19 protein-coding genes are annotated in these 23,721 nt (G+C 67.3%); 15 read left to right on the top strand and 4 right to left on the bottom strand.

The features are described 5' to 3' along the window. Positions 1 to 106 precede the first annotated feature (106 nt). The 8 genes from J8I82_RS05480 (at position 107) to J8I82_RS05445 (ending at position 9,355) form a co-directional block, all read left to right on the top strand. Entirely contained in the window at positions 107 to 1,471 is a 1,365-nt protein-coding gene (locus tag J8I82_RS05480; protein ID WP_284182932.1) for an MFS transporter, read from the top strand. Between the two features lie 50 nt (positions 1,472 to 1,521). After that, complete coding sequence (locus J8I82_RS05475; protein ID WP_209755142.1) at positions 1,522 to 3,603, top strand: 3-hydroxyacyl-CoA dehydrogenase NAD-binding domain-containing protein; 2,082 nt, start codon at positions 1,522 to 1,524, stop codon at positions 3,601 to 3,603. A 177-nt stretch (positions 3,604 to 3,780) separates the two neighbouring features. Continuing rightward, entirely contained in the window at positions 3,781 to 4,632 is an 852-nt protein-coding gene (locus tag J8I82_RS05470) for an STAS domain-containing protein (RefSeq protein ID WP_209755141.1), read from the top strand. Positions 4,633 to 4,647: 15 nt separating this feature from the next. Then, positions 4,648 to 5,016 (top strand): STAS domain-containing protein, encoded by a 369-nt coding sequence (locus J8I82_RS05465; RefSeq protein WP_209755140.1) that lies wholly within the window; start codon positions 4,648 to 4,650, stop codon positions 5,014 to 5,016. Continuing rightward, positions 5,013 to 5,426, top strand: a complete 414-nt coding sequence (locus tag J8I82_RS05460) for an anti-sigma regulatory factor (protein ID WP_029047494.1) — start codon at positions 5,013 to 5,015, stop codon at positions 5,424 to 5,426. The genes J8I82_RS05465 and J8I82_RS05460 overlap by 4 nt, the downstream gene beginning before the upstream one ends. 28 nt (positions 5,427 to 5,454) lie before the next feature. Next, positions 5,455 to 6,453 (top strand): ATP-binding SpoIIE family protein phosphatase, encoded by a 999-nt coding sequence (locus J8I82_RS05455; protein ID WP_209755139.1) that lies wholly within the window; start codon positions 5,455 to 5,457, stop codon positions 6,451 to 6,453. 2 nt (positions 6,454 to 6,455) lie between these two features. Next, positions 6,456 to 7,367 carry a sensor histidine kinase gene (locus J8I82_RS05450; protein WP_209755569.1) on the top strand — a complete coding sequence of 304 codons (912 nt, stop codon included), beginning with the start codon at positions 6,456 to 6,458 and terminating at the stop codon, positions 7,365 to 7,367. A gap of 2 nt (positions 7,368 to 7,369) precedes the next feature. Further along, complete coding sequence (locus J8I82_RS05445; protein ID WP_209755137.1) at positions 7,370 to 9,355, top strand: response regulator; 1,986 nt, start codon at positions 7,370 to 7,372, stop codon at positions 9,353 to 9,355. A 70-nt stretch (positions 9,356 to 9,425) separates the two neighbouring features. On the opposite strand, the gene J8I82_RS05440 is transcribed toward J8I82_RS05445, so the two are convergent. Further along, on the bottom strand, positions 9,426 to 9,812 hold the full coding sequence (locus tag J8I82_RS05440) for a hypothetical protein (RefSeq protein WP_209755135.1): 387 nt from the start codon (positions 9,810 to 9,812) through the stop codon (positions 9,426 to 9,428). 405 nt (positions 9,813 to 10,217) lie between these two features. Here J8I82_RS05440 and J8I82_RS05435 point away from each other — a divergent pair, with 405 nt between their 5' ends. The 6 genes from J8I82_RS05435 (at position 10,218) to J8I82_RS05410 (ending at position 17,295) form a co-directional block, all read left to right on the top strand. Continuing rightward, the gene (locus J8I82_RS05435; protein ID WP_209755132.1) at positions 10,218 to 10,523 is read left to right on the top strand and encodes a DUF485 domain-containing protein; all 306 of its coding nucleotides are present in this window, start codon (positions 10,218 to 10,220) and stop codon (positions 10,521 to 10,523) included. Beyond that, positions 10,520 to 12,181, top strand: coding sequence for a cation acetate symporter (locus J8I82_RS05430; protein ID WP_209755130.1), 1,662 nt, complete (start codon positions 10,520 to 10,522; stop codon positions 12,179 to 12,181). The genes J8I82_RS05435 and J8I82_RS05430 overlap by 4 nt, the downstream gene beginning before the upstream one ends. Positions 12,182 to 12,483: 302 nt before the next feature. Further along, the gene (locus J8I82_RS05425) at positions 12,484 to 13,731 is read left to right on the top strand and encodes a CaiB/BaiF CoA transferase family protein (protein ID WP_209755128.1); all 1,248 of its coding nucleotides are present in this window, start codon (positions 12,484 to 12,486) and stop codon (positions 13,729 to 13,731) included. 126 nt (positions 13,732 to 13,857) lie between these two features. Beyond that, positions 13,858 to 14,835 (top strand): Bug family tripartite tricarboxylate transporter substrate binding protein, encoded by a 978-nt coding sequence (locus J8I82_RS05420; RefSeq protein WP_209755126.1) that lies wholly within the window; start codon positions 13,858 to 13,860, stop codon positions 14,833 to 14,835. A 263-nt stretch (positions 14,836 to 15,098) separates the two neighbouring features. Next, the gene (locus tag J8I82_RS05415; RefSeq protein ID WP_284182921.1) at positions 15,099 to 16,106 is read left to right on the top strand and encodes a tripartite tricarboxylate transporter substrate binding protein; all 1,008 of its coding nucleotides are present in this window, start codon (positions 15,099 to 15,101) and stop codon (positions 16,104 to 16,106) included. A 232-nt stretch (positions 16,107 to 16,338) separates the two neighbouring features. Beyond that, positions 16,339 to 17,295 carry a GntR family transcriptional regulator gene (locus tag J8I82_RS05410; RefSeq protein WP_209755124.1) on the top strand — a complete coding sequence of 319 codons (957 nt, stop codon included), beginning with the start codon at positions 16,339 to 16,341 and terminating at the stop codon, positions 17,293 to 17,295. Positions 17,296 to 17,319: 24 nt separating this feature from the next. On the opposite strand, the gene J8I82_RS05405 is transcribed toward J8I82_RS05410, so the two are convergent. Together J8I82_RS05405 and J8I82_RS05400 are read right to left on the bottom strand one after the other, a co-directional pair. After that, the gene (locus tag J8I82_RS05405) at positions 17,320 to 18,150 is read right to left on the bottom strand and encodes an alpha/beta fold hydrolase (protein ID WP_209755122.1); all 831 of its coding nucleotides are present in this window, start codon (positions 18,148 to 18,150) and stop codon (positions 17,320 to 17,322) included. An 18-nt stretch (positions 18,151 to 18,168) separates the two neighbouring features. Next, on the bottom strand, positions 18,169 to 19,410 hold the full coding sequence (locus tag J8I82_RS05400) for an MFS transporter (protein ID WP_209755120.1): 1,242 nt from the start codon (positions 19,408 to 19,410) through the stop codon (positions 18,169 to 18,171). A 93-nt stretch (positions 19,411 to 19,503) separates the two neighbouring features. Between J8I82_RS05400 and J8I82_RS05395 the strand changes: the two genes are divergently transcribed. Then, a complete protein-coding gene (locus J8I82_RS05395; RefSeq protein ID WP_284182916.1) occupies positions 19,504 to 21,534 on the top strand; it encodes a transcriptional regulator in 2,031 nt (676 codons plus the stop codon). A 10-nt stretch (positions 21,535 to 21,544) separates the two neighbouring features. Here J8I82_RS05395 and J8I82_RS05390 read toward each other — a convergent pair whose 3' ends face one another. Beyond that, positions 21,545 to 23,638 (bottom strand): putative bifunctional diguanylate cyclase/phosphodiesterase, encoded by a 2,094-nt coding sequence (locus J8I82_RS05390; protein WP_209755116.1) that lies wholly within the window; start codon positions 23,636 to 23,638, stop codon positions 21,545 to 21,547. Positions 23,639 to 23,721: the final 83 nt, after the last annotated feature.

Raw genomic sequence — 23,721 nt, 5'->3', positions numbered from 1 at the left:
GTCACACTCGAAAAACCAACGCGTGTGCTAGCATTTATCGCAACCATACCGAGAATACGAAAAAATATCCGGACGCCACCGATCCGGACCCACTGCGGGAGACAACGTGACAACGCAGGCCGGCATGAGCGGCGCGCTGCCGGGCGCAGCCGCGGAGGCGGAGCAACAGCGGGCCGAACAGCATTTCCGCGACCATGTCGATCGCCACCTGCCGCGCAATGCGAAGGCGTTCCTGGTCCACGGGATGCTTGGCATGACCGGCTTCCGGCTGGTGACCGCGCCCACCTTCGTGCCCGCTTACCTGTACCTGCTATCCGGCTCCAAACTCACCGTCGGTCTCGTGCTCGCGGCGCAGTATGCCGGCATGGCCGCCTCGTCGATCTGGGGCGCGACGCTGATCGAGCATCGCCAGCGGGTGATGCCGCTGATCTACCTGGTGGGCTGGCTGGTGCGCGGCCAGATCCTGGGGCTGGGGCTGTCGGCGCTGCTGCTGAGCGGGCGCGCCGCGCTGGTGGCCGCGGCAGCGTTCCTGCTGCTGTTCGGGCTGCTCAACGGCGTGCAGAACGTCAGCTTCAACTACCTGACCTCCAAGATCATCCCGCTGACGCGGCGCGGGCGCCTGACTGCGCTGCGCAATTTTTTCGGCGGCCTCACCGCGGCGGCAGTGGCTTGGATGGGCGGGCGCTACCTGGTCGGCAACGACGTGTTCGGCAACGGCTATGCCGCCACCTTCCTGGCTGCCTTCGTGCTGACCAGCCTGGGGATCTCGGCGCTGGCGGGCATGCGCGAGCCGGCCCTGCACGACGTGCGCAAGCGCGCCGGCTTCGGTCGGCGCGTGCGCGAATTGCCGGCGCTGCTGGCAGCCGACCGGCATTTCGTGCGCTTTTTCCTGGCGCGGGCACTGGTGGCGCTGGGCATGATGGCGATGCCGTTCTATGCGATCTACGCCGGGCGGCTGCTGGGGCTGGATGGTGCCACGCTCGGGTACCTGAGCATGGCCTACCTGCTGGCGCAGACGGGCAGCAACCTCGCCTGGGGCCGGGTCGCGGACAGGCATGGCTACCGGGTGGTGTTCCTGGCCAGCATCGCCGCGTGGATCGCCGCCACGGCGTGGCTGCTGGCGTGCGCCACGCTGCCGGGCTTCCTGCTTGCGTTCTGCGGACTGGGTGCGGGCTTCGGCGGGTTCTTTATCTCGGCGGACAACCTGGTGATGGAGTTCGGCGCACGCAAGGACCGGCCGATGCTGCTGGCGGTTTCCGACACGGCCACGTTCAGCATGATGGCCGTCGGGCCAGTGATCGGCGGGCTGCTGGCGCAGTCGGTGCACTTCCCGCTGGTCTTCGTCGTGGCCATCGCGGTCAAGCTGGCCGCCTTCGTGCTGGCGCTTCGCATTGCCGATCCGCGGTCGCGCCGGACCGGCCCGGACCGCGCTGTCACCGATGTCGACGCTGTAGCCGGCCTGCATGACTGAGGCATGAATGGCCGGTTGGTATTCCTTTCCCGAAAGTACAAGGAGCTTGCATGACCGCCATCAACGCAGTCACCAGCCTGGCCGTGGACGGCAATATCGCCGTGCTGACCGTCGATTCGCCCCCTGTCAATGCGCTTTCCGCCGGCGTGCGCGCCGGCATCCTGCAGGGAATCGAGCGCTGCATCGCCGATCCGGCCGTGCAGGGCATCGTGCTGGCCTGTGCCGGCAAGACCTTCATTGCCGGCGCCGACATCACCGAGTTCGGCAAGCCGCTGGTGCCGCCCGGGCTGCCCGAGGTGCAGGCGGCCATCGAGAACAGCCCCAAGCCCGTGGTCGCCGCCATCCACGGCACCGCGCTTGGCGGCGGGCTGGAGGTGGCGCTGGTGTGCCATTACCGCATTGCCGCGCGCAGTGCGAAATGCGGCCTGCCCGAAGTCCATCTCGGCTTGTTGCCGGGCGCCGGCGGCACGCAGCGGCTGCCCCGGCTGGTCGGCGCGGAAAGGGCGCTGGAAATGGTCGCCTGCGGCACCCACGTGCCCGCGCCCGAGGCGGCCGGGATGGGCCTGCTCGACGCGCTTGCCGACGATGCCACGCTGCGTGCCGAGGCCATCGCCTTCGCGCGCCGGATCGTTGCAGAGCAGCGGCCGCTGCGCAAGGTGCGCGACCTTGACGACAGGATTGCGCCCGCAGGCGGCCATGGCGACCTGTTCGCCGCCTTCCGCAAGGCCAACGCGCGCCGTTTCCGGGGCTTCGACGCACCGGAAGCCAATATCCGCTGCATCGAGGCGGCGGTCGAGCTGCCCTTTGACGAGGGCCTGCGGCGCGAGCGCGAGCTGTTCCAGGCGTTGATGGCGGGCACGCAGTCCGCTGCGCAGCGTTACGTCTTCTTTGCCTCGCGACAGGTCTGGAACGTGCCCGACATCGGCGCCGATGTGCAGCCGATCCCCGTGGCCAAAGTCGGCATCGTGGGCGCAGGCACCATGGGTGGCGGCATCGCGATGAACTTCCTCAACGCCGGCATGCCGGTCACCATCGTCGAGACCACGCAGCAGGCGCTTGACCGCGGGCTGCGCACCATCCGCGCGAACTACGACAACACCATGAAGAAGGGGCGCCTGAGCGCCGCCGATGTCGAGGCGCGCATGGCGCTGCTGACCCCCACGCTGGACCTGCAGCAACTGGCCGAAGCCGACCTGGTGATCGAAGCCGTGTACGAGAACATGGAAGTCAAGAAGGAACTGTTCGGCCGGCTCGACCGGATCGTCAGGGCGGGTGCCATCCTCGCCACCAATACCTCGGCGCTGGATGTCGACGAGATCGCCGCGGCCACGTCGCGTCCCGAGGCCGTGATCGGGCTCCATTTCTTCTCGCCGGCCAATGTGATGAAGCTGCTGGAAGTGGTGCGCGGCGAGAAAACCGCAAAGCCCGTGGTGCGGACCTCGATGGAGCTGGCCCGCAAGATCGGCAAGGTCGCGGCGCTGGTCGGCGTCTGTCCCGGCTTCGTCGGCAACCGGATGCTGGCGCAGCGGCAGCGAGAAGCGCAGAAACTGGCGCTGGAGGGGGCGCTGCCCTGGGACATCGACCGCGTGCTGCATGACTTCGGCTTCCCGATGGGCCCGTTCGCGATGAGCGACCTGGCGGGACTGGACCTGGGCTGGGTGCGCGAGCGCTCGACCGGCTCGACGCTGCGCGAGATCCTTTGCGAGATGGACCGGCGCGGCCAGAAGACCGGCGCGGGCTACTACGACTACGACGCGCAGCGCAATGCTAGGCCGTCGCCGGTGGTGGAGCAGGTGATTCGCGACTTTGCCGCGCGCCAGGGCCGCACCCGCCGCGCGGTATCCGACCAGGAAATCCTGGAGCGCTGCGTTCTGCCGATGATCAACGAGGGCGCGAAGATCCTGCAGGAGGGCAAGGCGCTGCGGGCGTCCGATATTGATGTGATTTGGAACAACGGTTATGGCTGGCCGGTGTACCGGGGCGGTCCGATGTTCTATGCCGACACCATCGGGCTCGACAAGGTAGTACGGACGCTGCGGCAGTACGAGGAAATGCTCGGCGAGGAATTCCATCCAGCGCCATTGCTGGCAGACCTGGCGGCGCGGGGCAAGCGGTTTGCCGATATGCAATAGCGATCCCGGATACAACGGGCCCGGCCGGGCGCAGCCGTGCACGGCAGTGCACATGGCTGCGCCCGACTTTGTTTTGTGGGGCGCGAAGTAACGTGGAGTGAGCTATCAATCTCTCCTAGAATGCACTGACACGGCGTACTTTGTCTCCTGTGCATCGCTTACAACTTTGCCATCCCTATGCGTTCAGAAAACCAGCGCCTTGCCGGCCTGTTGCACGCCGAAGCCGAAAAAATTGCCGAGAGCTGGGCCACCGAATACCAGTCGTTGTCCGGCGGCCGGGGCTTCACGGGCAACCTTGCCAGCGAGCAGCGCTCCATCCTGCAAGGCCTGCAGGCCGCCTTGCGCGCCAACGGCGATGCGGGGGGCTTCGAGCAGGCGCCGTTCGCCGAACTGCGCGGGGTACTCGCCCACTTGTCGGCCTCGCGCGCCGCGCAAGGCGAGACCGCGGACGTGACCAGCGGCTTCGTGCTGTCGCTCAAACGGCCCATTTTCGAGGCGCTGCAGCGCGACCGCAGCAACCTGGAAGCGCAGATCGAGGTGATCTGGGCCGCGTCCGCCATCGTCGACCGCATGGCGCAGTGGACCATGTCTACCTACCAGCGCAGCCGCGAAGACATCATCCGGCGCCAGCAGCAGGAACTGCTCGAGCTGTCGACACCGGTGATCAAGCTGTGGGAAGGGGTGCTGGCGGTACCGCTGATCGGCACGCTGGACAGCAGCCGTGCGCAACTGGTGCTGGAAACCCTGTTGCAGCGTATCGTTGAAACCGGCTCCGCACTGGCCATCATCGACATTACCGGCGTGCCGACGGTCGACACGCTGGTGGCCCAGCACCTGATGAAGACGGTGACTGCGATCCGCCTGATGGGCGCGGAGAGCATCATCAGCGGGATCCGGCCGCAGATCGCGCAGACCATCGTGCATCTGGGCATCGACCTGCAGGGCATCGTGACCAAGGCAACGCTGGCCGACGCGCTGGCCACCGCCATGCGGCTGACGGGGCACGCCGTGACCCGCCAGCCGGCCTGACCCGGAGGCAGACCCATGGAGCGAATTCCGATCCTGCGGATGGGGTCCTACCTGCTGGTCACGATCCAGATCGACATGGAAGACCAGACCGCGCTGCGGCTGCAGGAAGACCTGGCGGCAAGCATCGAGCAGAACACCGCGCGCGGGGTGCTGATCGACGTCTCGGCGCTGGAAATGGTCGATTCGTTTATCGGCCGCATGCTCGTCGGGATTTCCGATATCGCGCGCATCCTGGGCGCGGCCACGGTGGTGGTCGGCATCCGCCCGGCCGTGGCGATCACGCTGGTGGAACTCGGGCTGCCCCTGACCGGCGTCAGGACCGCGCTCAACATCGAGCGCGGCATGGCGCTGCTGGACAAGGCGCAGCGGAGTGAGGCCAGGTGACGCAATCCGCGCTTGGCACCACCGGAACGATCCCGCTGCGCGACGAACGCGATGTCGTGCAGGCCCGCTCGGTCGTGCGTGCGCTGACCGCCCAGCTGCAGTTTTCACTGGTCGAGCAGACTAAGATGATTACGGCGGCCAGCGAACTGGCCCGCAATGCGGTGGTGCACGGGCATGGCGGAGAAATGCGCTGGGAATTCATCGACGAAGGCGTACGCCGGGGCTTGCGGCTGCATTTCGAGGACAAGGGCCCTGGCATCCCCGACGTTTCCCTGGCGCTGACCGATGGCTGGACCACCGGCAATGGCCTCGGCATGGGCCTGTCCGGGAGCCGCCGGCTGGTCAACGATTTCTCCATCCGCACCCAAGTCGGGGAGGGAACCTGTGTCAGTGTCACTCGGTGGAAGTAGCGGACAGGGTCCCGTCGTCGTGCTTCCCATGGACGACGCCAGCCGGGTCGGCGAAGCCCGCCGGCTCGCGGCCGACCTGTGCGCGCGGCTGGATTTCGACAGCGTGCTGGCAGGCCGCATCGCCGTGGTCGCGAACGAGCTTTGCAGCAACCTGGTACGCCATGCGGTCGGTGGCCGGATGTACATTGGCGCCCGCGCCGTCGGCGACGGCATGTTGATCGAGCTGATCTCGCTGGACAACGGGCCCGGCATGCGCGATCTGCAGGCCTGCATGCGCGACGGCTATTCCAGCGCGGGCAGCGCCGGGGAGGGGCTGGGCGCCGTGCAGCGCATGGCCGACGACTTCGATATCGTCAGCCGCCTTGGCCAGGGCAGCGTCATCCTGGCGCGGTTCTATCGGGACCGGGAGCCGGGTGGGCGCCCGGTACGGGAGGCGCCGTTGCGCGGCTGCCTGGTCGGGGCGGTATGCCTGGCCGCACCCGGCGAGCAGGTCAGCGGCGATGGCTGGGGCGTGGCGCAGCACGAGAACGGCGCCGACGTGGTGCTGGCCGACGGCCTCGGGCATGGCCCGCTGGCCGCCGACGCAGCCAGTGCCGCGCTGGCGGCGTTTGCCGAGAAGCCCTGCGGCAGCCCGGCCCAGGTCCTCGAACGCGCCCACGCGGCACTGCGCAGCACCCGCGGCGCGGCCGTCAGCGCGGCGCGGCTGGACCTGCGCGGCAACCAGATCCATTTCGCCGGGGCCGGCAATGTGATGGGCCGCGTTATTTCGGGCACCGCGGACCGCACGCTGCTGCCGCAGCACGGCACCGCCGGGATCCAGGTGCATGCCATCCATGAGCAGGTGATGGAATGGCCGGCCCATGCGCTGGTGATCCTGTTCTCGGATGGCGTGCAGTCGCGCTGGCAACTCGACGATGCCAGCCTGTTGCGGCACGATCCCACGCTGATCGCGGCGTTTATCGTGTGGAAGTTCGGTCGGGGCCGGGATGACGCCACCGTGCTCGTGATCCGCCGCGCCCAGGGATGAACATGGTCAGCCACGACGACTCCCGCCTGCCGAGGGACACCCCGCTGAGACCGGACGAACTGCGCGAGGCACTGGACGACAAGATCCGCGAATGCGACAGCCTGCGCGCGGAACTGGAGGAGACCAACCGCGGCGTAGTGGCGCTGTACGCGGAACTGGACATCCAGGCGGAACAGCTGCGCCAGGCCACCGAGCTGAAAAGCCGTTTCCTGGCGTACATGAGCCATGAATTCCGCACGCCGATCGTGGCGATCCAGAGCATCACCCGCCTGCTGATCGATCGCGTGGACGGTCCCCTCACCACCGAGCAGGAACGGCAGGTGATGTTCGTGCGCGAGACCGCAACGGAGTTTGCCGACATGGTCAACGACCTGCTCGACCTGGCCAAGCTCGAAGCGGGCAGGGTCGACGTGTCGCCGGCATGGTTCGACATGGTCGCGCTGTTCGATACGCTGCGCGGCATGTTCAAGCCGGTGCTGACTAATCCCGAGGTGTCGCTGATCTTTGAAGAACCGCACGAGGTGCCGAACCTGTACAGCGACGACCGCAAGCTGTCGCAGATCCTGCGCAACTTCATCTCCAATGCGCTCAAGTTCACGCCGCGCGGCGAAGTCCGCGTTGCCGCGAAGCTGGTGGGCGAGGGCGAGGTCATGTTCTCGGTCAAGGACACTGGCATTGGCATCCCCGCGGCGATGCATGCCGCGGTGTTCCAGGATTTCGTGCAGATCGATTCGCCGCTGCAGCGACGCCTGCGCGGCTCAGGGCTTGGCCTTGCGCTCAGCAAGCGGCTGGCGGAGGTGCTGGGCGGGCGGGTCGGTTTCGAAAGCGAAGTCGATGTGGGCTCGCGCTTTTACGTCACGCTGCCGCTCACCTATCCCGCAGCGCCGGCGCCGGCGGGCGCGGCAAAGGCATGATCATGGACCCGCAACCCACGCAGCAGGCAGCACCGTCCGCGTCATCTCCGCTCGTACTGGTCGTCGACGATAATCCGGTCACCCGCTATTCAACCGTGCGCGTGCTCAAGAGCGCCGGGTTCCGCACGACCGAGGCCGATTGCGGGCTGGACGCCTTGCGCCTGTCAAGTACGCCGGGCATTTCCGTGATGGTGCTCGACGTCAACCTGCCTGATATCGACGGGATCCAGGTGTGCGAACGGCTGCGTGCCGACCCGGATACCGCGACGCTGCCGGTGGTCCACCTGTCGGCCACCTACGTGCAGGATTATGACAAGGCGCGCGGGCTGAATGCCGGCGCCACCGCCTACCTGATCCATCCCGCCGAACCGGAAGTGCTGATTGCCACGGTCTCGGCGCTGGCGCGTGCCGCCGCGGCCGAGCGCTCGTTGCGCGAGAGCGAGGCACGCCTGCGCGCGATCTACCAGCAAGCCACCAGCGGCATCTGCGTGCTGGACGCCCGCGGCCAGCTGATCGACGTCAATCCCGCGATGCTGACACTGCTGCACCGGCCGGCCTCGGATCTGCTCGGGCAGTCCGTCACCGCGCTGGTGCCCGGCGATTTTGCCGAGCGCGCCGCCGAAGCCACCGTGCCAGCGGACGAGGGATGGCACGGATCGTTCCCGCTGCTCGACGCGGCGGGAGAGCCGGTCCACCTCGACTGGAGAATTTCTCCTAGCACGCCATCGGGCGACCGGGTCGCGGTCGTCACGGACGCTACCGAGCGGCTCCACCTCGAGCGCCAGCAGGAACAGCTGATCGAACGCGAGCAGGCGGCGCGTGCCGGCGTTGAACGCGTGAACCGCATGAAGGACGAGTTCATCGCCATCCTGTCGCACGAGCTGCGCAACCCGCTCAATGTGATCTCGGTCTGGACCCATGTGCTGGGCCGCCACGTCAGCACCGACGAAGGGCGCCGCGGGCTGGCCGCGGTCGAACGCAATGTCGCCATCCAGCAGCGGCTGGTGGCCGACCTGGTCGACGTGTCGCTGCTCAATGTCGGCAAGATGAAGCTCGAGCGCGAGATGGCCAACCCGGCCACAGTCATCCGCGCTGCACTCGACAGCATGCAACTGATGGCCAGCGAGAAGCGGCTGTCGCTTCAGGCGGAAATCGCCCCGGACCTGGCGCAGGCTGCGTGGCTCGATCCAGCGCGCTTCCAGCAGATCCTGTGGAACCTCATCTCCAACGCGATCAAGTTCTCGCCTGAAGGCGCCACCGTCCGCGTGATCGCGAAGTCCGATACCGAGACCCTGAGCGTGTCCGTGGTCGACGCGGGCCGTGGCATCGATCCGGAATTCCTGCCGTTCCTGTTCGACCGCTTTACCCAGAGCGAAGGTGCCAACCGCCGCGCGCAGGGCGGGCTGGGCCTCGGGCTGGCGATCGTCAAGCGCCTTGCCGAAATGCATGGCGGCACGGTGCAGGCCTACAGCCAGGGTTTGAGCCATGGCGCGACCTTCGAGATCGCCATCCCGCTGCTGACCCCGAGCGCCGAGCCGGCGGAGGCGGATGCTGCCGGCGGCGCCGACCACGGCGCACCCGGCACCGCGACGCGGCTGGACGGACTCGATATCGTGCTGGTGGAAGACGACAGCGATGCGGCCGCCGCCCTGAGCGCCGTCCTGGCCGGCTTTGGCGCCCATGTCCGCAGCGCCCGCGACAGCGACGACGCACTGGCGCAGATGGCGAACGCCACGCCGGACCTGATCATCAGCGACATCGGCCTGCCTGGCCGCGACGGCAATGAACTGGTCCGCGAAGTGCGCGCGCAGGAGGTGGTCGGGTCCCGCGCGCGCGTGCCGGCCATCGCCCTGACCGCCTTCACGCGCCAGCAGGACCGGCGCCTGGCGATGGAAAGCGGCTTCGATGCGGTGTGCGCGAAGCCGCTGCGCCTGCAGGAACTGATGAGCGCGATCGAGATGGCGCTGCCGGGCGGGAAGTACGGCTAGGCCACGGCCGCAACCACGCCGCTGATTGTCATTCGAGGCGGATACTCGACGCCCTGTTCTGCGGCATTGCCTAGGCCAATGCCCCGTCGGCATACACATCGAACTTGCGCGCTGGATCCGCCGATACGCCGCTGCGGTCCAGGCCCGCCAGTGCGCCATCGGTATACACATCGAACTTGCGCGCCGGATCCGCCGATACGCCGCTGCGGTCCAGGCCCGCAATGTACTGCGCATTGGCGGCCGGAGCCTCGGTGCTGGCGCCTTCGGCAAACACGTCGAAGCGGCCGGCGCGTGCGCCTTCGCTGAACACATCGTGCATGTCGACCCGGAAGGAATAGCCGTACTTGTCGCCGGCATGCCCGCTGTCGCGAGGCGCTGCGGCATGGGCGATGCTGGCGGTGCAGGCCACTGCGATCGCAGCGGTGGCAAGGAACGTGTGGGCGAACTGTCGAATCATGGCGGTACTCCGTTGAACGGTAAGGAGAAGCAGAAAAGCGGGCGGGCAGAACGCTGCAGCGTCCGCTTGCTTTTACGCAGGAGCCATGCCACCGGATGCAGTGGAAGGGAAATGCCGCCGGCGTCCCGCCACGCGCGCAAATGCCGTTCATCAATCGGCAAGAGTGTTGGGCGCGGCCCGACTTGCGGCGCATGCGTCGCCCTTGCCAACCAACAGCCGACATCGCCGAGAGCCTCCTGTCCCGCGTCTCGACTCAGCGTTTACCCGGTGCCGATTTCGGTCCCGTGTAAGAAGCAGGTAAGGGGCGGCCATTAACTTATGCAGCACGGACTCGCGGCGTCCCGCCGCGGGTGCATCGGGCAAAACCCCGCGGGCAAGACCACGCATAGATGGCAGGAGACAGGAATGCATGAAGATCTGGTCAGGCGACTGAAGACCAATCCCAATTATCTGCAGCTGGTGCGCAGGCGTTCGCGCCTCGGCTGGATGCTGACCGCGGCGATGCTGGTGATCTACTACGGCTACGTGCTGCTGATCGCCTTCGACAAGGAGCTGCTCGCCAGGAAGGTGGGCGAGGGCGTGATGACATGGGGCATGCCGATCGGGCTGTTCGTGATCGTCTTCACGGTGCTCATCACCGGGCTGTATGTGCAGCATGCCAACCGCACCTACGACGAGCTGACCGAACGTATCAAGCGGGAGGTCGCATGAACGCGCGCCACGCAATCTTCGGCGCCGCGGCGCTGCTGCTGTCGGCGGGCGTGCTCGCCGCCGGCGGCGACATGGGGCAGGCCGTGCGCCAGCCGACCAACTGGACCGCCATCGGCATGTTCGTGGTGTTCGTCCTCGGCACGCTCTACATCACCAAGTGGGCGGCCTCCAAGACCAAGTCCGCCGCGGCGTTCTACACCGGCGGCGGTGGCATCACCGGCTTCCAGAACGGCCTGGCGATCGCCGGCGACTTCATGTCGGCAGCGTCGTTCCTGGGCATTTCCGCCGCGGTCTATGCCAACGGCTATGACGGCCTGATCTATTCGATCGGCTTCCTGGTGGGCTGGCCGGTCATCACGTTCCTGATGGCGGAGCGGCTGCGCAACCTGGGCCGCTTCACCTTCGCCGACGTCGCCGCGTACCGCTTCAAGCAGGCGCCGGTGCGCGCGTTCGCGGCATCGGGCACGCTGGTGGTGGTGGCGTTCTACCTGATCGCGCAGATGGTCGGCGCGGGCCAGCTGATCAAGCTGCTGTTCGGGCTGGAATACTGGGTCGCCGTGGTCATCGTCGGCGCGCTGATGATGGTGTACGTGCTGTTCGGCGGCATGACCGCGACCACCTGGGTGCAGATCATCAAGGCGTGCCTGCTGCTTGGCGGCGCCTCGTTCATGGCGTTCATGGTGCTGGCGCAGTATCACTTCAGCCCGGAGGCGCTGTTCGCCAAGGCGGTGGAGGTCCATGCCAAGCAGGACTCGATCATGAGCCCGGGCAACTTCATCAAGGATCCCGTCTCCGCGATCTCGTTCGGCATTGCGCTGATGTTCGGCACCGCCGGCCTGCCGCACGTGCTGATGCGCTTCTTTACCGTGCCCAATGCCAAGGAGGCGCGCAAGTCGGTGTTCTGGGCCACCACGTGGATCGGGTACTTCTACATCCTGACCTTTATCATCGGCTTCGGCGCGATCGTGCTGGTGGGCACCAACGCGAGCTTCCAGGACGGCAGCGGCAAGCTGCTGGGCGGCATCAACATGGCGGCGGTGCACCTGGCCAGCGCGGTGGGCGGCAACGTGTTCCTCGGCTTCATCTCCGCCGTGGCCTTTGCCACCATCCTCGCGGTGGTCGCGGGCCTGACGCTCGCCGGTGCCTCGGCCGTCTCGCACGATCTCTATGCCACGGTCTTCAAGAAGGGACAGGCGACGAGTTCGGTGGAACTGCGCGTCTCGCGCATCACCACGATCATCCTCGGCCTGGTCGCGGTGGTGCTCGGCATCGTGTTCGAGAAGCAGAACATCGCCTTCATGGTGTCGCTGGCGTTTGCCGTGGCGGCATCGGCCAATTTCCCGGTGCTGTTCATGTCGGTGCTGTGGAAGGGCTGCACCACGCGCGGCGCCACGGTCGGCGGCTTTATCGGATTGTTGTCGGCGGTGGTGCTGACCATCCTGTCGCAGGCGGTGTGGGTGGATGTGTTCCACTTCAGCAGCGCGCCGTTCCCCTACACGTCGCCGGCGCTGTTCTCGATGACGGCCGGTTTCCTGGGGATCTGGTTCTTCTCGGTGACGGACAAGTCGACGCGGGCCCGCGTGGACAAGGCTGGCTTCGAGGCGCAGGAGTTGCGTTCCGAGACCGGCATCGGCGCGGTGGAGGGAGCCAGCCACTGAAGCAGGCAGGTACCTTCCGGCAAATGTGAAGTCAACGTGGCGCCCGGGCATTCGACTCCAGTCGGATGCCCGGGCGCTACGCATTTGGGCCCCTGCGCGGACCGTTGTCAAATTTTATTGAACATTTTGTCAATGTTGATTGGGATTGTATAGGCTATTTATCCAAGCAAGAATGACGGGCTGACCGCGCCACACCTCAGCGCCACACCGCAGCCTAGCCTGCCATGCGTGCCGCCAGCCCGGCATGGGCTACGATTTCCCAGAGACGGCTCGTATCTCGAAACAGCCCAAGGAGACAAGACTTGCAGACGCCCGAATCATCCCAAGGCATCGACTTCCCGCTTGAGGGGGTGCGCGTACTCGATCTGTCGCGTGTGTTTGCCGGCCCGCTGTGCGGGCAGGTCCTGGCCGATTTCGGCGCAGAAGTCGTCAAGGTCGAGCACCCCGGACGCGGCGACGATACGCGCGACTGGGGCATGCGCATCGGCAAGACCGAGACCACGTACTTCAACAGCATGAACCGCAACAAGCGGTCGATCACGCTAGACCTGCAGAGCAAGGAAGGCGTGCAGATCGTCTACGACCTGCTGCCGCAGTTCGACGTGGTCATCCACAATTTCAAGACCGGCGGCGCCGAGAAGCTGGGCCTGGGCTACGAACAGCTCAAGGCCATCAAGCCCGAGCTGATCTACTGTGCGGTTTCCGGCTACAACAGCAGCGGCCCCGAGGCCAAGCGCCCTGGCTATGACCTGGTGATCCAGGGCGAGGCCGGGCTGATGGCGCTCAATGGCGAAGCCGACACGCCGCCGCTGAAGTTTGGCGTGGCCGTGGTGGACCTGATGACCGGCATGTACGCCGCGCAGGCCGTGCTGGCGGCACTGTTCCGCCGCGAACGCAAGGGCAAGGGCCAGCTGATCGAGATGGCGCTGTACGACTGCGGCCTGATGGTGACCGGCTACTACGGCCTGGATGCCATGCTGCTGGGCCGCGACCCGGCCCGCTACGGCAATGCCCATCCGTCGATCGTGCCCTACGGCATGTTCGAGGCCGCCGATGGCCCGCTGATCATCGCGGTCGGCAACAACAGCCAGTTCGACAAGTTCTGCCGCCAGGTGATCGAGCGCCCGGACATCGTCGAGGATCCGCGCTACGCCACCAATGTCGAGCGCGCCAGAAACCGCGAGACGCTGACCCCGCTGATCACGGGCCTGATCCGCACCTTTGCGCGCGACCTGCTGCTCGAACGCATGAGCGCGTGCGGCATTCCGTGCGGCAAGGTGGCTGGGCTGCACGAGGCATTGACCAGCGAACGCACCCGCCAGGGCGGCCTGCTGCGCGAGATGCCGCATCCGGTCGCAGGCACCACCCATGTGTTCGCGCCGCCTTACCGGCTCGATGGCCAGCGCCTGCCGATCCGCAGCGCGCCGCCCACGCTGGGCGAAGGCACACGTGCCGTGCTGCAAAACCTGCTGCAGATGAGCGATGAGCAGCTGCAGGCGCTGCAGGCCAGCGGCGTGCTGACGCTGCCGGACACGCCCGCGTCGGCCTGAGCATTCGCGCCGCGTCGTGCGCATGGCAGACCCATGGCGCACGCGCAGCGCGCCCGGCAAGGGGGCTGGATTGCCTTGCGCTGATTCAACTGGAACAAGAAAGTGCGTATTCGAGACATTACCCGTATGGTTCACTCCCGCCGCCGCGCGATCCTGGCGCTGGCCGCCGCACCGCTGCTGGTCAGCGGCGCCTTCGCCCAATCGTGGCCCGCCAAGCCCATCAAGCTGGTCGTGCCGTTCCCGCCGGGCGGGCCCACGGATACCGCATCGCGCATCGTCGGCCAGAAGCTGGGCGAGGCCCTCAAGCAGCCGGTGGTAGTGGAAAACCGCGCCGGTGCGTCGGGCTCCATCGCTGCCGCCCAGGTCGCCAAGAGCGCCCCGGACGGCTACACGCTGATGATGCTGGCCACGCCGACGCTGCTGGCGCCGTTCCTGTACAAGAAGGCGGGATACGACACCACCAAGGATTTCACGCCGGTGGCCACGGTCTATGACCTGCCCATCGTGGTGGTGGTCAACCCGACGCTGCTGCCTAACGTGACCGACCTGCCCAAGCTGATCGCGCAGGCCAAGGCGCAGCCGGGCAAGCTCAACTACACCAGCTCCGGCGCCGGCAGCTTCGGCCACCTGAGCATGGAGCTGCTCAAGCAGCTGGGCGGCTTCGAGATGCAGCACGTGCCGTACAAGGGCGGCGTGCCGGCGATCAGCGACACCATCGGCGGCCAGGTGCCCATCATGTACGCAGACCTGGTCGCGGCGCTGCCGCACATCCAGGCCGGCAAGCTGCGCGCCATCGCTGTCGGCTCGCCGCAGCGCGTCGCCATGCTGCCCGACGTCAAGACCATTGCCGAGCAGGGCTTCAAGGGCTATGAGGCGGTGTCCTGGGGCGGCCTGCTGGCGCCCCCGGGGACGCCCAAGGACGTGGTCGACCGCATTTCCGGCGAAGTCGGCAAGATCCTGGCCGACAAGGACGTGCAGGACAAGCTGCTGAAGGCGGGCGCCATCGCCAGCTACCAGGCGCCGGCGCAGATGGGCCAGCGCATCCGCCAGGACTACGCCAAGTGGGGCAAGGTCATCCGCGACAAGGGCATCGCGGTCGAATAACGGCCGGGCAGTACCCGCAAGCCGGGCGCGCCGTCATGGCGCGTCCGCCCTGAATCACCTCAGCGGCCAGCCTTGGCGGCCGCCATGTCCCGACCGGGCGAGCGCACCCGCGCGCGCCAGCGTGCGTGCCGACATTTTTGCCAATACGATTGGTCGAATCCGCAATTGGTCTTGCCGGCGCAACCTACTAACGTCTGTCGTAGAACACACCGCACCCGGACACCGGGGACGGCATACGAATGAAAACAGACAGGAGACGGGACGTGAGCAAGACCATCATTGGGATGCGCAGCAAGCTGCGCTCGGCCGCCGCGCGCGGTGTACTGGCACTGGCAGGGTTGGCCGCGCTGACCGTCCAGGCCCCTGCCGTCATGGCGGCTGGGGATTTTCCCGCCAAGCCGATCGAGTTCTGGATACCGTTCCCTCCGGGCGGCCCGACCGACGGCTCGCTGCGTACGCTGGCCAATGCGGCGGGCAAGGAACTGAAACACCGGGTCGTGCCGATCAACAAGCCCGGTGCGGGCGCCACGCTGGCGGCGCAGCTGATGTCCCAGACCGCGGCGCCTGACGGCTACACGCTGTCGATGGTGGCGGCCAATATCTTCCGCATGCCGCATTTGCAGAAGACGCCATACGACCCGCTCAAGGATTTCACCTACATCATCGGCCTGACCAACTACCGCTACGGGTTGGTGGTGCGGGCCGACGCGCGCTGGAAAACGCTGGAAGAATTCCTGGCCTACGCCAGGGCGAATCCGGGCAAGGTCACCTATGGCGCCGTCGGCATCGGCAGTTCGGGCCATATCTCCATGGAGAAGCTGGGCAAGGCGGCCGGGGCGAAATTCACCTTTGTGCCATACAAGGGCGGCTCCGAGGAAATGATGGCGCTGCTCAGCGGCGACATCGATGCCGTGCTGGACCCGGGCTGGGGTCAACATGCCGTCGCCGGCAAGGTTCGTCCGCTGGCGATCGTCGGCGACGCGCGCTTCCCGCGCTTCAAGGACGTGCCGACGCTGAAGGAGCGTGGCTATGACATCACGGCCAGTTCGCTGGTCGGCATCGTCGGCCCCAAGGGGATGGATCCTGCGGTGGTCAGGGCGCTGCACGATGCGTTCTACAAAGCGTCGCAGGATCCCGCCTACCTGCGCTCGCTCGAGGCGATCGACCTGGAGCAGGTGCACCTGAGCAGCGAGGCTTATGCCAGGTTTGCCGCGGAGCAGTATGAGCGGGAAAAGGCTTCCGTGAGGCAGCTGGAAATCAGCCTGCAATAGCATTGCGGCATGGCGGGGCGCCAGCCATGCGGTCGGCCCCGCCGTACTTCCACTGGCTCGGGCTGGATCGGGCTGGTGTTGCCTTCCACGCAAAGTGAATCGTACCGCTACACGACACGCCAGGTAGCAGGGCGCGATGTGCGCTTGTGACGCCTTGCAAAAACCGGTACTTGTATGACGCGCCAACTAGCGACTAGCTTGAAAGCCTTGGGCCGATTCACGATGGGGCAACATGATGGAAAGGATCCTTGCGCGCCTGGGTTCGGTGATTGCAGCAGGTGTTGCTGCGTGCCTTTTCGGCGTCGGCGGCGCATGGGCCTCCGACATCGCATGCAAGTCGCCTGCGGGCGAATCCACGGTCCGCTGCTACAACCCGGACGGTTCCGGCGTGCGCTGCACGATCGCCACTGACGAGCCGAGGCCGCGCCAGCGCCATGCGCTGATCTGCGATTCGTCGCGGCTATCCGATCGCTATGAGCGCGTCTACGCCGAGCAACAGCGGATGTTGCGCAAGGGCAGGATCGACGAGGCCGACATCGCGGCGTGGCGTGCGCGGCGCGATGCATGCGAGTCGGCGCGCTGCCTGGAAAGCCTGTTCGCCAAGTTCTGGCGGGAACGGGACTCGATGAAGAGTGCTTCGGAGCGGCTTGTCCCCACGCCGCCCAGGGCCAAGGTACCGATGGTCTCGGCCACACCAGCCACACCTGCCGCTCCGGCCACCGCAGTCATCCCGCCTGTCCTGCCTATCCCGCCTACCCCGGTGCCGGCAGCCGCGCCGGTGCCGCTGCCGGCACTGGCCGCCGATCTAGCAGAGACGGCTGCGCAGCCAGCTCCGGACGCATCGCCGGCGGCAGCATTGGCTGCTCCGCAAGCGGTCCTGGTCGCGCAGGTGATGGCACAGCCGGCTCCCGCGGCTGCGCCAACGCCGGCAGCCCCGGAAATGGAATCGCTCCCCTTCATCGAGAGCTTCAACACCACCCCCGCCGTGTCCTACCCGGCCGCGCTGACGGCGGAGAGCGTGTTTTCCGGGCTGGCGGTGCTCGGCATGGGGGCTGGTTTTCTGTGGACGCGGCGCTCTGCGGAGGCAAGGCAGCGACGGTCTCGCCGGGTCTCCGCCATGATCGCGATCCTGTTCTTCGGCTTGCTGTTGGTGAATGCGCTGTTGCTGCCGTTTACGCTGGCCTTGTAGCAGCGCTGAAGGAACGGAGGAGGCTCATCGCTGGTGGCGTCCAAGGAACTCCGCGATCACCGGGTTGACTGCGTCCGGATGCGTCAACGGGCCCATATGCCCGAGCTGCGCGAACTCCACCACTTCCACCCGCGGCAATGCCGCAGTCAGCAGCCGCGCCACGGCATGCGCCGACGGCGTCGAGCGCTTGCCGACCAGGCAGAGCACCGGCACGTCGAGTGACCGGAATGCCTGCAGCGGCGTGGGCTCCGTGAACAGCGCGTGCGCCCACCGGCGGACATTCCTCACCGAGGCGGCAATCGGTGGCTTGCGTTGCGCCGGTGTCTGACGCCACGCTCCCGCTCCCATCCAGTAGTCGATAAAGTGCTCGGCAGCGGCGTCCTCGTTGCCGGCGTCGAGCGCCGCCGCCGCGGCGGCGACGGTATGGCGAATGCCATCGGCGTCATTCGGCGCGGGCTGTTGCGCATCGACCAGCGAGAACAGCGTGGGCTCATACAGCACGAGCGCGCGCACGCGGTCGGGTTGCGCCAGCGCGGCGACCAGCGCCACCGCGGCGCCATACGAATGCCCCACCAGGGCCAGCGACGCGCCAGCCTTGCCAAGCACCGGCTCGATCAGCGCCACCTCGTCGCGTAGCGAAATGACCCGGTCCGACGGCCAGTGCGGACCCTGGCCCGCGTCATAGGAATCCGGCGCCAGGACGTGGAACCCCGGTGCGAGGTGTTCCATCAGCGCACGCCATTGTCCGGAGGTGCCGGCATTGGCATGGATGCAGACCACGCCGGGTCCGGCGCCCGCCTCGCGAAAGAAGGTGTGGGAGGGCACAGGCAGGGACGCCGAGTGGAATGAACGCATGACAGTCTCCTCAGGTTCTCAGGTGGGTTGGACCTGCCCGGCAGCGAGCGGCAGCGGGCGTGCCTCGCGGATCGGCAGGTGCAGCGTGGCGGAAAGCAGGCAAAGCGCGATGTCGGCCAGCCACATCCAGTCGTAGCTGCCCGTCATCTCGAAGGCCTTGCCACCAAGCCACGCGCCCAGGAATCCGCCAAGCTGGTGCGACAGCATGACGACGCCGAACAGCGTGGCCAGATAACGGGCGCCGTGCAGCCTCGCGACCAGGCCGATGGTCGGCGGCACGGTCGACAGGTATGTAAAGCCGAGTCCGGCAGCGAACAGGGCGATGGTCAACCGCGTCTTCGGCGCCATGAAGAACGCCAGGATCAGCAGCGCCCGAGCGAAGTAGATGGCGGTCAGCGCGTATTTCATCGACACGGTCTGGATGGCCTTGCCGATGAACAGGCTCCCCAGGATGTTGCACAGGCCGATCAGCGACAGCGACCACGCGCTCACTGTGGCGGGCATTCCACAAAGCGCGACCACGCCCGGCAGGTGCGTGGAAATGAACGCAATGTGGAAGCCACAGGCGAAGAAGCCCGCGTTGAGCAGCAGGAAGCTGGGATCGCGCATCGCGCCGCGCAATGCAGCGCCCACCGTACCGCCGCAAGGGGTGCCGGCGGGGGCACTGCCGTGCGCGGGCGCCGCGCGGGTGATGGTCCGGATTGCCGGGATCGCGGCCAGTCCTGCCGCGCCCAGCAACACCAGTGCCGGCTGCCAGCCCGCAGTGCCGATCAGCAACTGTGTCAGGGGCAGGATCGTGAACTGGCCGACCGAGCCGCCCGCGTTGACAATGCCGCTGGCAAGGGCGCGGTGTGCCTCGGGGATCAGCCGGTTCGCCGCCGACATCAGCATGGCCGGCCCGATCGCGCCGGAGCCGGCGGCGGCAGCCACTCCGATCAGCAGCATCAGCGCCATGGCACTGTCCGCGGCCGGCGTGGCCGCGACCGCGGCGGCAAACAGCGTGGCACCGGCGATCATCACCGGGCGCGGCCCCCAGCGGTCCGCGATCGCGCCCGCCACCGGTTGCGCCACGCCCCACATCAGCTGCGATACGCCAAAGGCCAGGCTGACGGTGGCATAGCCGACGCCGGTATGAGAGTTGAGTAAGCTGATGAAGAGCGGCAGCGACTGGCGCAGGCCGAGCCCCAGCGCGAAAACCGCCCCGGCCGCAAGCGCAATGGTGAGATGACCGCGGCTGCGCACATGCACGGTGGTGTCCATGATCCTGTCTCCTTTCCTGTCTCCAGGTCGTTCCGGTCCCGATCATTTGCCGCGCGCGTGGAAGGTGGCGTGGTAGCCGGCGTGGAAATTGCCGTGGAATCGAACCTGACGCCCCAGGCCGGCATCCCGCCAGTGCAGATCCAGATGCTTGGGCCGCTTCGTGTCCGGCAGCAGGGCGTTGCGCTTTCGCTGCCGGCGTCGAGGAAAGTCCGCGCGCTGCTGGCGTACCTGGCGCTCGCGCCGCGGCCGGTGCTGCGCAGCCAGCTTTGCGAACTGCTGTGGGAGGTGCCCAACGATCCACGTGGCGAATTGCGCTGGTGCCTGAGCCGGATCCGCAAGCTCGTCGATTCAGAAGAGAGGCAGCGGCTGCGCACCAGCGGGGACAGCATCTGGCTGGACCTGGCGGACGGGTTTGTCGATGCGCTGGCGGTGGCGCAAGCCATCGAGGCTGGCGTATCGGCCCTCGCCCCGGAGCGGCAGCAAGCCCTGGCGATGCTGTTCGAAGGGGATTTCCTGGAAGGCCTCGAGCTTGCCCGCTGCCCGGCGTTCAGCACGTGGCTCACCGCGCAACGGCGGCGCTTCCGCGCCTGCCACGCCGCCCTGCTCGAGCAGCTCGCGCAGGGCGCTGCCGACGAAGAGACGTTCGTCTACCTGGACAAGTGGCGCGAGCTCGCGCCATTCGACCAGCAGGTGCACGCAGCCATCCTCGCCGCGCTCGCCCGCCAGGGCCGCCTTCGCGAAGGGGAAGAACATGTCGCCGCAACCACCACGCTGTTCGAGGCCGAAGGGCTGGACAGCCGGCCGATCCGCCATGCCTGGCGCGCGGCCATGGCCGCGCCGGTGGCAGGGGCAGCGGGCCGCACCGCGGTCGTCGCAGTCGTCGCAGACGCCGCGGTCGCCAGCACTGCTGCAGCCGCCGACGCCTCACCGGCAATTGCCCGGCACGGCTCCATCGCCGTGATGCCTTTCGTCGACCCGTCCACCGCGGCGCCGGCGCGCGGCGGCGCCGCCGATGCACTGGCGCATGACATCATCACGCGGCTTGCCAAGCTGCGCAGCCTCTTTGTCATCGCGCAGGGGACCGTGTTCGCGCTGCATGAGCGCCACGTCGGCGCGGAAGCAGCAGGCCGGACACTGAATGTCGACTACGTCGTGGGCGGCACCGTCAGCACGCGCGAAGGGCGCCTGACCGTGACTGTCGAACTGGCCGAGACACGCAGCGCCCGGATCGTCTGGGCGGACACGTTCCACCACAAGCTGGACGATGCCTTCCTTGTGCTGGAAGAAGTCGGCAACCGCATCGTCGCCTCCATTGCCGGCGAGATCGAGACGCTGGAGCGCAACCGCGCCATCCTGAAGCCGCCAGGTTCGCTCGATGCATGGGAAGCCTACCACTGCGGCCTGTGGCACATGTACCGGTATCGCCGGGCCGACAACGAGATGGCCCGGCATTTCTTCCAGACGGCGCTGCGGCTCGACCCCACCTTCTCGCGCGCCTACGCCGGCCTGTCCTTCACGCATTTCCAGGACGCGTTCCAGAACTGGGAGAAGCGCGGACCGGAAATCGACAAGGCCTACGAAGCCGCGGTGCAGGGCATGATGGCGGATGACCGCGATCCCGCGGTGCACTGGGCGATGGGGCGCGCGCTGTGGCTGCGGGGCCGTCCCGAAGAGTCCGTGGGCGAGCTGGAGCAATCCATCGACCTGAGCCCCAACTTCGCGTTAGGGCACTACAACCTGTCGTTCGTCCGCTCGATCTCGGGCGACCCGCAGGCGGCCATCGATTCATCGGACCTGTCGCGCCAGTTGAGTCCGTTAGACCCAATGCTGTTCGGCATGCTGGCCACGCGGGCGATGGCACTGGTCCGGCTCGGGCAATTCGAGGAAGCCGCCGGCTGGGCCGTCAAGGCCGCCGCGCGGCCCAACGTCTTTCCGCATATCCACGCCATCGCCGCCTGCACGCTGGCGCTGGCCGACTCGCTGGAGCAGGCGCGGGCCCAGGCCGCGGCGATCTACAAGGTCGCGCCGCGCTATACGCTCGAGGACTTCCTGCTGACGTTCCCGTTCGATGCCGACGGGGAGGCGCTGTTCCGGGAAGGGGCGCGGCGCATCGGGTTCCGGTGAAGGCCCGGGGTCACGAAACGGCCCGGGCGTGTTCCCTCGATGCCATCGTCGCCGTAAAGTCCTCCGCCGAGACCGGCGCGCCGATCAGGTAGCCCTGCAGGACATCGCAGCCGAGCCTGGTCAGCGTCGCTTGCTGCGCGGCGGTCTCTATGCCCTCGGCGACGATGGTCAGGCTGAGCGTGCGGCCGAGCGCGATGATGGCAGCCACAATTGCCGCGTCCTCGCTGTCGCGCCCGAGGTCGCGCACGAAGTCGCGGTCGATCTTCAGTTCTTTGGCCGGCATGCGCTTGAGATAGAGCAGGCTGGAGTGCCCCGTGCCGAAGTCGTCGATGGCAATGCGCACGCCCATTTCGTCAAGCTGGCGCAGGATCGCCAGGCTGCTCTCCATGTCTCGCATCGCCGTCGACTCGGTGACTTCGACCGTCAGCGCGCGCGGGTCGAGCCGGTGCCGCTCGATCGCGGCGCGCACGGTGCCGATCAGCGCAGGGTGGCCGAACTGGACGCCGCTCACGTTCACCGCGATGGTCCACTGGCTGCTTCCCGCGGCGTGCCAGCGGGCCAGCTGTGCGCAGGCTTCTTCCAGCGCCCAGGCGCCGATCTGCAGGATCAGGCCGCTCTTTTCCGCCAGCCCGATGAACTGGTCGGGCGTCAGCAAGCCTTGCCTGGGATGCCGCCAGCGCAACAGCGCCTCGGCGCCCACCACGCTGCCGTCGGAGGCCGCGATCTTCGGCTGGTAGTGCAGCTCGAATTCGTTGCGCTTCAGTGCCTGGCGCAGGTCCTGTGCCAGTTCCAGCCGCGCCTGTGCGTCGTCATTCATGGCATGCGTGAAGAAGCAGCAGCTGTCGCGGCCGGATGCCTTGGCATGATGCATCGCCGCGTCGGCATTGCGCAGCAGCGTGCGCTGCGTGCTGCCGTTGTCCGGATAGATGGCGATGCCGATGCTGGCGGAGATCTGCAGGGACTTGCCGCCAGCGCCCCAGACCTGGAGCGGTTCGCGCAGGTCATCGAGGATGCGCAACGCCAGGGTATTTGCGTCTTCGGGCGCGTCGACCGCGGCCAGCAGCACGATCTCGTCGCCGCCGAGCCGGCCGGCGGTGTCGCCGGCACCGAGACTGGCGCCGATGCGGCGCGCCGCTTCGGCAAGCACGTGATCGCCGACATGGTGGCCGAAGGAATCGTTGATGCCCTTGAAGCCATCGAGGTTGATGAACAGCACCGCCATGCGCCGCCGATGCCGTGCCGCGGCCCGCAGCGCCTGCTCGAAACGGTCTTCCAGCAGCGCGCGGTTGGGCAGCCTGGTCAGCTTGTCGTGCAGCGCCAGGTAGCCGAGCTCCTGCCTCGCCGCCGCCAGCGACGTGGCCAGCGCCGCGGTGCGGGCCTCGACCCGCAGGTCTTGCATGGCCGTCACCAATGCCACGGCCAGCACGCAGACGGTGACGACCAGGATCGGCAGCGCCAGCTCGTCGCTTGCCAGGCCGTTGTCCGCGGCACCGCAGACGCTGCCGGGCGCGAAGCGCGCAGCTGCCATGCCGATGTAGTGCATCGAAGCGATAGCCAGGCCCATCACCCCCGCCGCGCCAAGGCGAAGCTGGGCGGTGTGACGGCCGTGGTGGCGAAGCTGGAACGCCATCCAGAGTGCCGCGCCGCATGCCGATACGGCCACCACGACGGACAGCGCAACCAGCAGCGGATCATGGTCGATGGCGGGATGCATGCGCATCGCCGCCATGCCGGTGTAGTGCATGCCCGCCACGGCGCCGCCCATCAGCATCGCACCGAGTGCGAGCCGTCGCCATGGCAGGGTATCCGTGCATACCAGCCGCAGTGCAAAGCCCGACGCGCCCACTGCGATCAGCAGCGAATACACCGTCAAAGGCAGGTCGTAGCCCAGCGGGATTGGCAGCCGCAATGCGAGCATGCCGACGAAATGCATCGACCAGATGCCAAGTCCCATCACCACGCTGCCCGCCGCAAGCCAGGCCTGGACGGCGTTGCCGCGCGCGTTGGCCAGCCGGCTTGCCAGGGTCAGCGCCGTATAGGATGCCATCGCCGCCACCAGCACGGAGAAGAGCACAAGAAGGTTGTCGTAGCGATGGACAAGCACGAATGGAAGTTTTGGGGGCAAAAATGCAGGGGCGACGGCAAACGACCGGAATGCCGGGCGCCATCAGCGCCGACAGGCGGCCG

This window comes from Cupriavidus consociatus, from assembly GCF_017814975.1.
GTDB lineage: Bacteria > Pseudomonadota > Gammaproteobacteria > Burkholderiales > Burkholderiaceae > Cupriavidus > Cupriavidus consociatus.
The sequence above is the reverse complement of the archived record's forward strand: the minus strand, read 5'-3'. Positions and strand labels throughout refer to the sequence as shown.

Bases quoted from the DNA above. Each gene is read 5' to 3' on its own strand.
- J8I82_RS05475 (WP_209755142.1), top strand. From the start codon at position 1,522: ATGACCGCCATCAACGCAGTCACCAGCCTGGCCGTGGACGGCAATATC.
- J8I82_RS05470 (WP_209755141.1), top strand. From the start codon at position 3,781: ATGCGTTCAGAAAACCAGCGCCTTGCCGGCCTGTTGCACGCCGAAGCC.
- J8I82_RS05465 (WP_209755140.1), top strand. From the start codon at position 4,648: ATGGAGCGAATTCCGATCCTGCGGATGGGGTCCTACCTGCTGGTCACG.
- J8I82_RS05455 (WP_209755139.1), top strand. From the start codon at position 5,455: ATGGACGACGCCAGCCGGGTCGGCGAAGCCCGCCGGCTCGCGGCCGAC.
- J8I82_RS05450 (WP_209755569.1), top strand. From the start codon at position 6,456: ATGGTCAGCCACGACGACTCCCGCCTGCCGAGGGACACCCCGCTGAGA.
- J8I82_RS05445 (WP_209755137.1), top strand. From the start codon at position 7,370: ATGGACCCGCAACCCACGCAGCAGGCAGCACCGTCCGCGTCATCTCCG.
- J8I82_RS05440 (WP_209755135.1), bottom strand. From the start codon at position 9,812: ATGATTCGACAGTTCGCCCACACGTTCCTTGCCACCGCTGCGATCGCA.
- J8I82_RS05435 (WP_209755132.1), top strand. From the start codon at position 10,218: ATGCATGAAGATCTGGTCAGGCGACTGAAGACCAATCCCAATTATCTG.
- J8I82_RS05430 (WP_209755130.1), top strand. From the start codon at position 10,520: ATGAACGCGCGCCACGCAATCTTCGGCGCCGCGGCGCTGCTGCTGTCG.
- J8I82_RS05420 (WP_209755126.1), top strand. From the start codon at position 13,858: ATGGTTCACTCCCGCCGCCGCGCGATCCTGGCGCTGGCCGCCGCACCG.
- J8I82_RS05410 (WP_209755124.1), top strand. From the start codon at position 16,339: ATGATGGAAAGGATCCTTGCGCGCCTGGGTTCGGTGATTGCAGCAGGT.
- J8I82_RS05405 (WP_209755122.1), bottom strand. From the start codon at position 18,150: ATGCGTTCATTCCACTCGGCGTCCCTGCCTGTGCCCTCCCACACCTTC.
- J8I82_RS05400 (WP_209755120.1), bottom strand. From the start codon at position 19,410: ATGGACACCACCGTGCATGTGCGCAGCCGCGGTCATCTCACCATTGCG.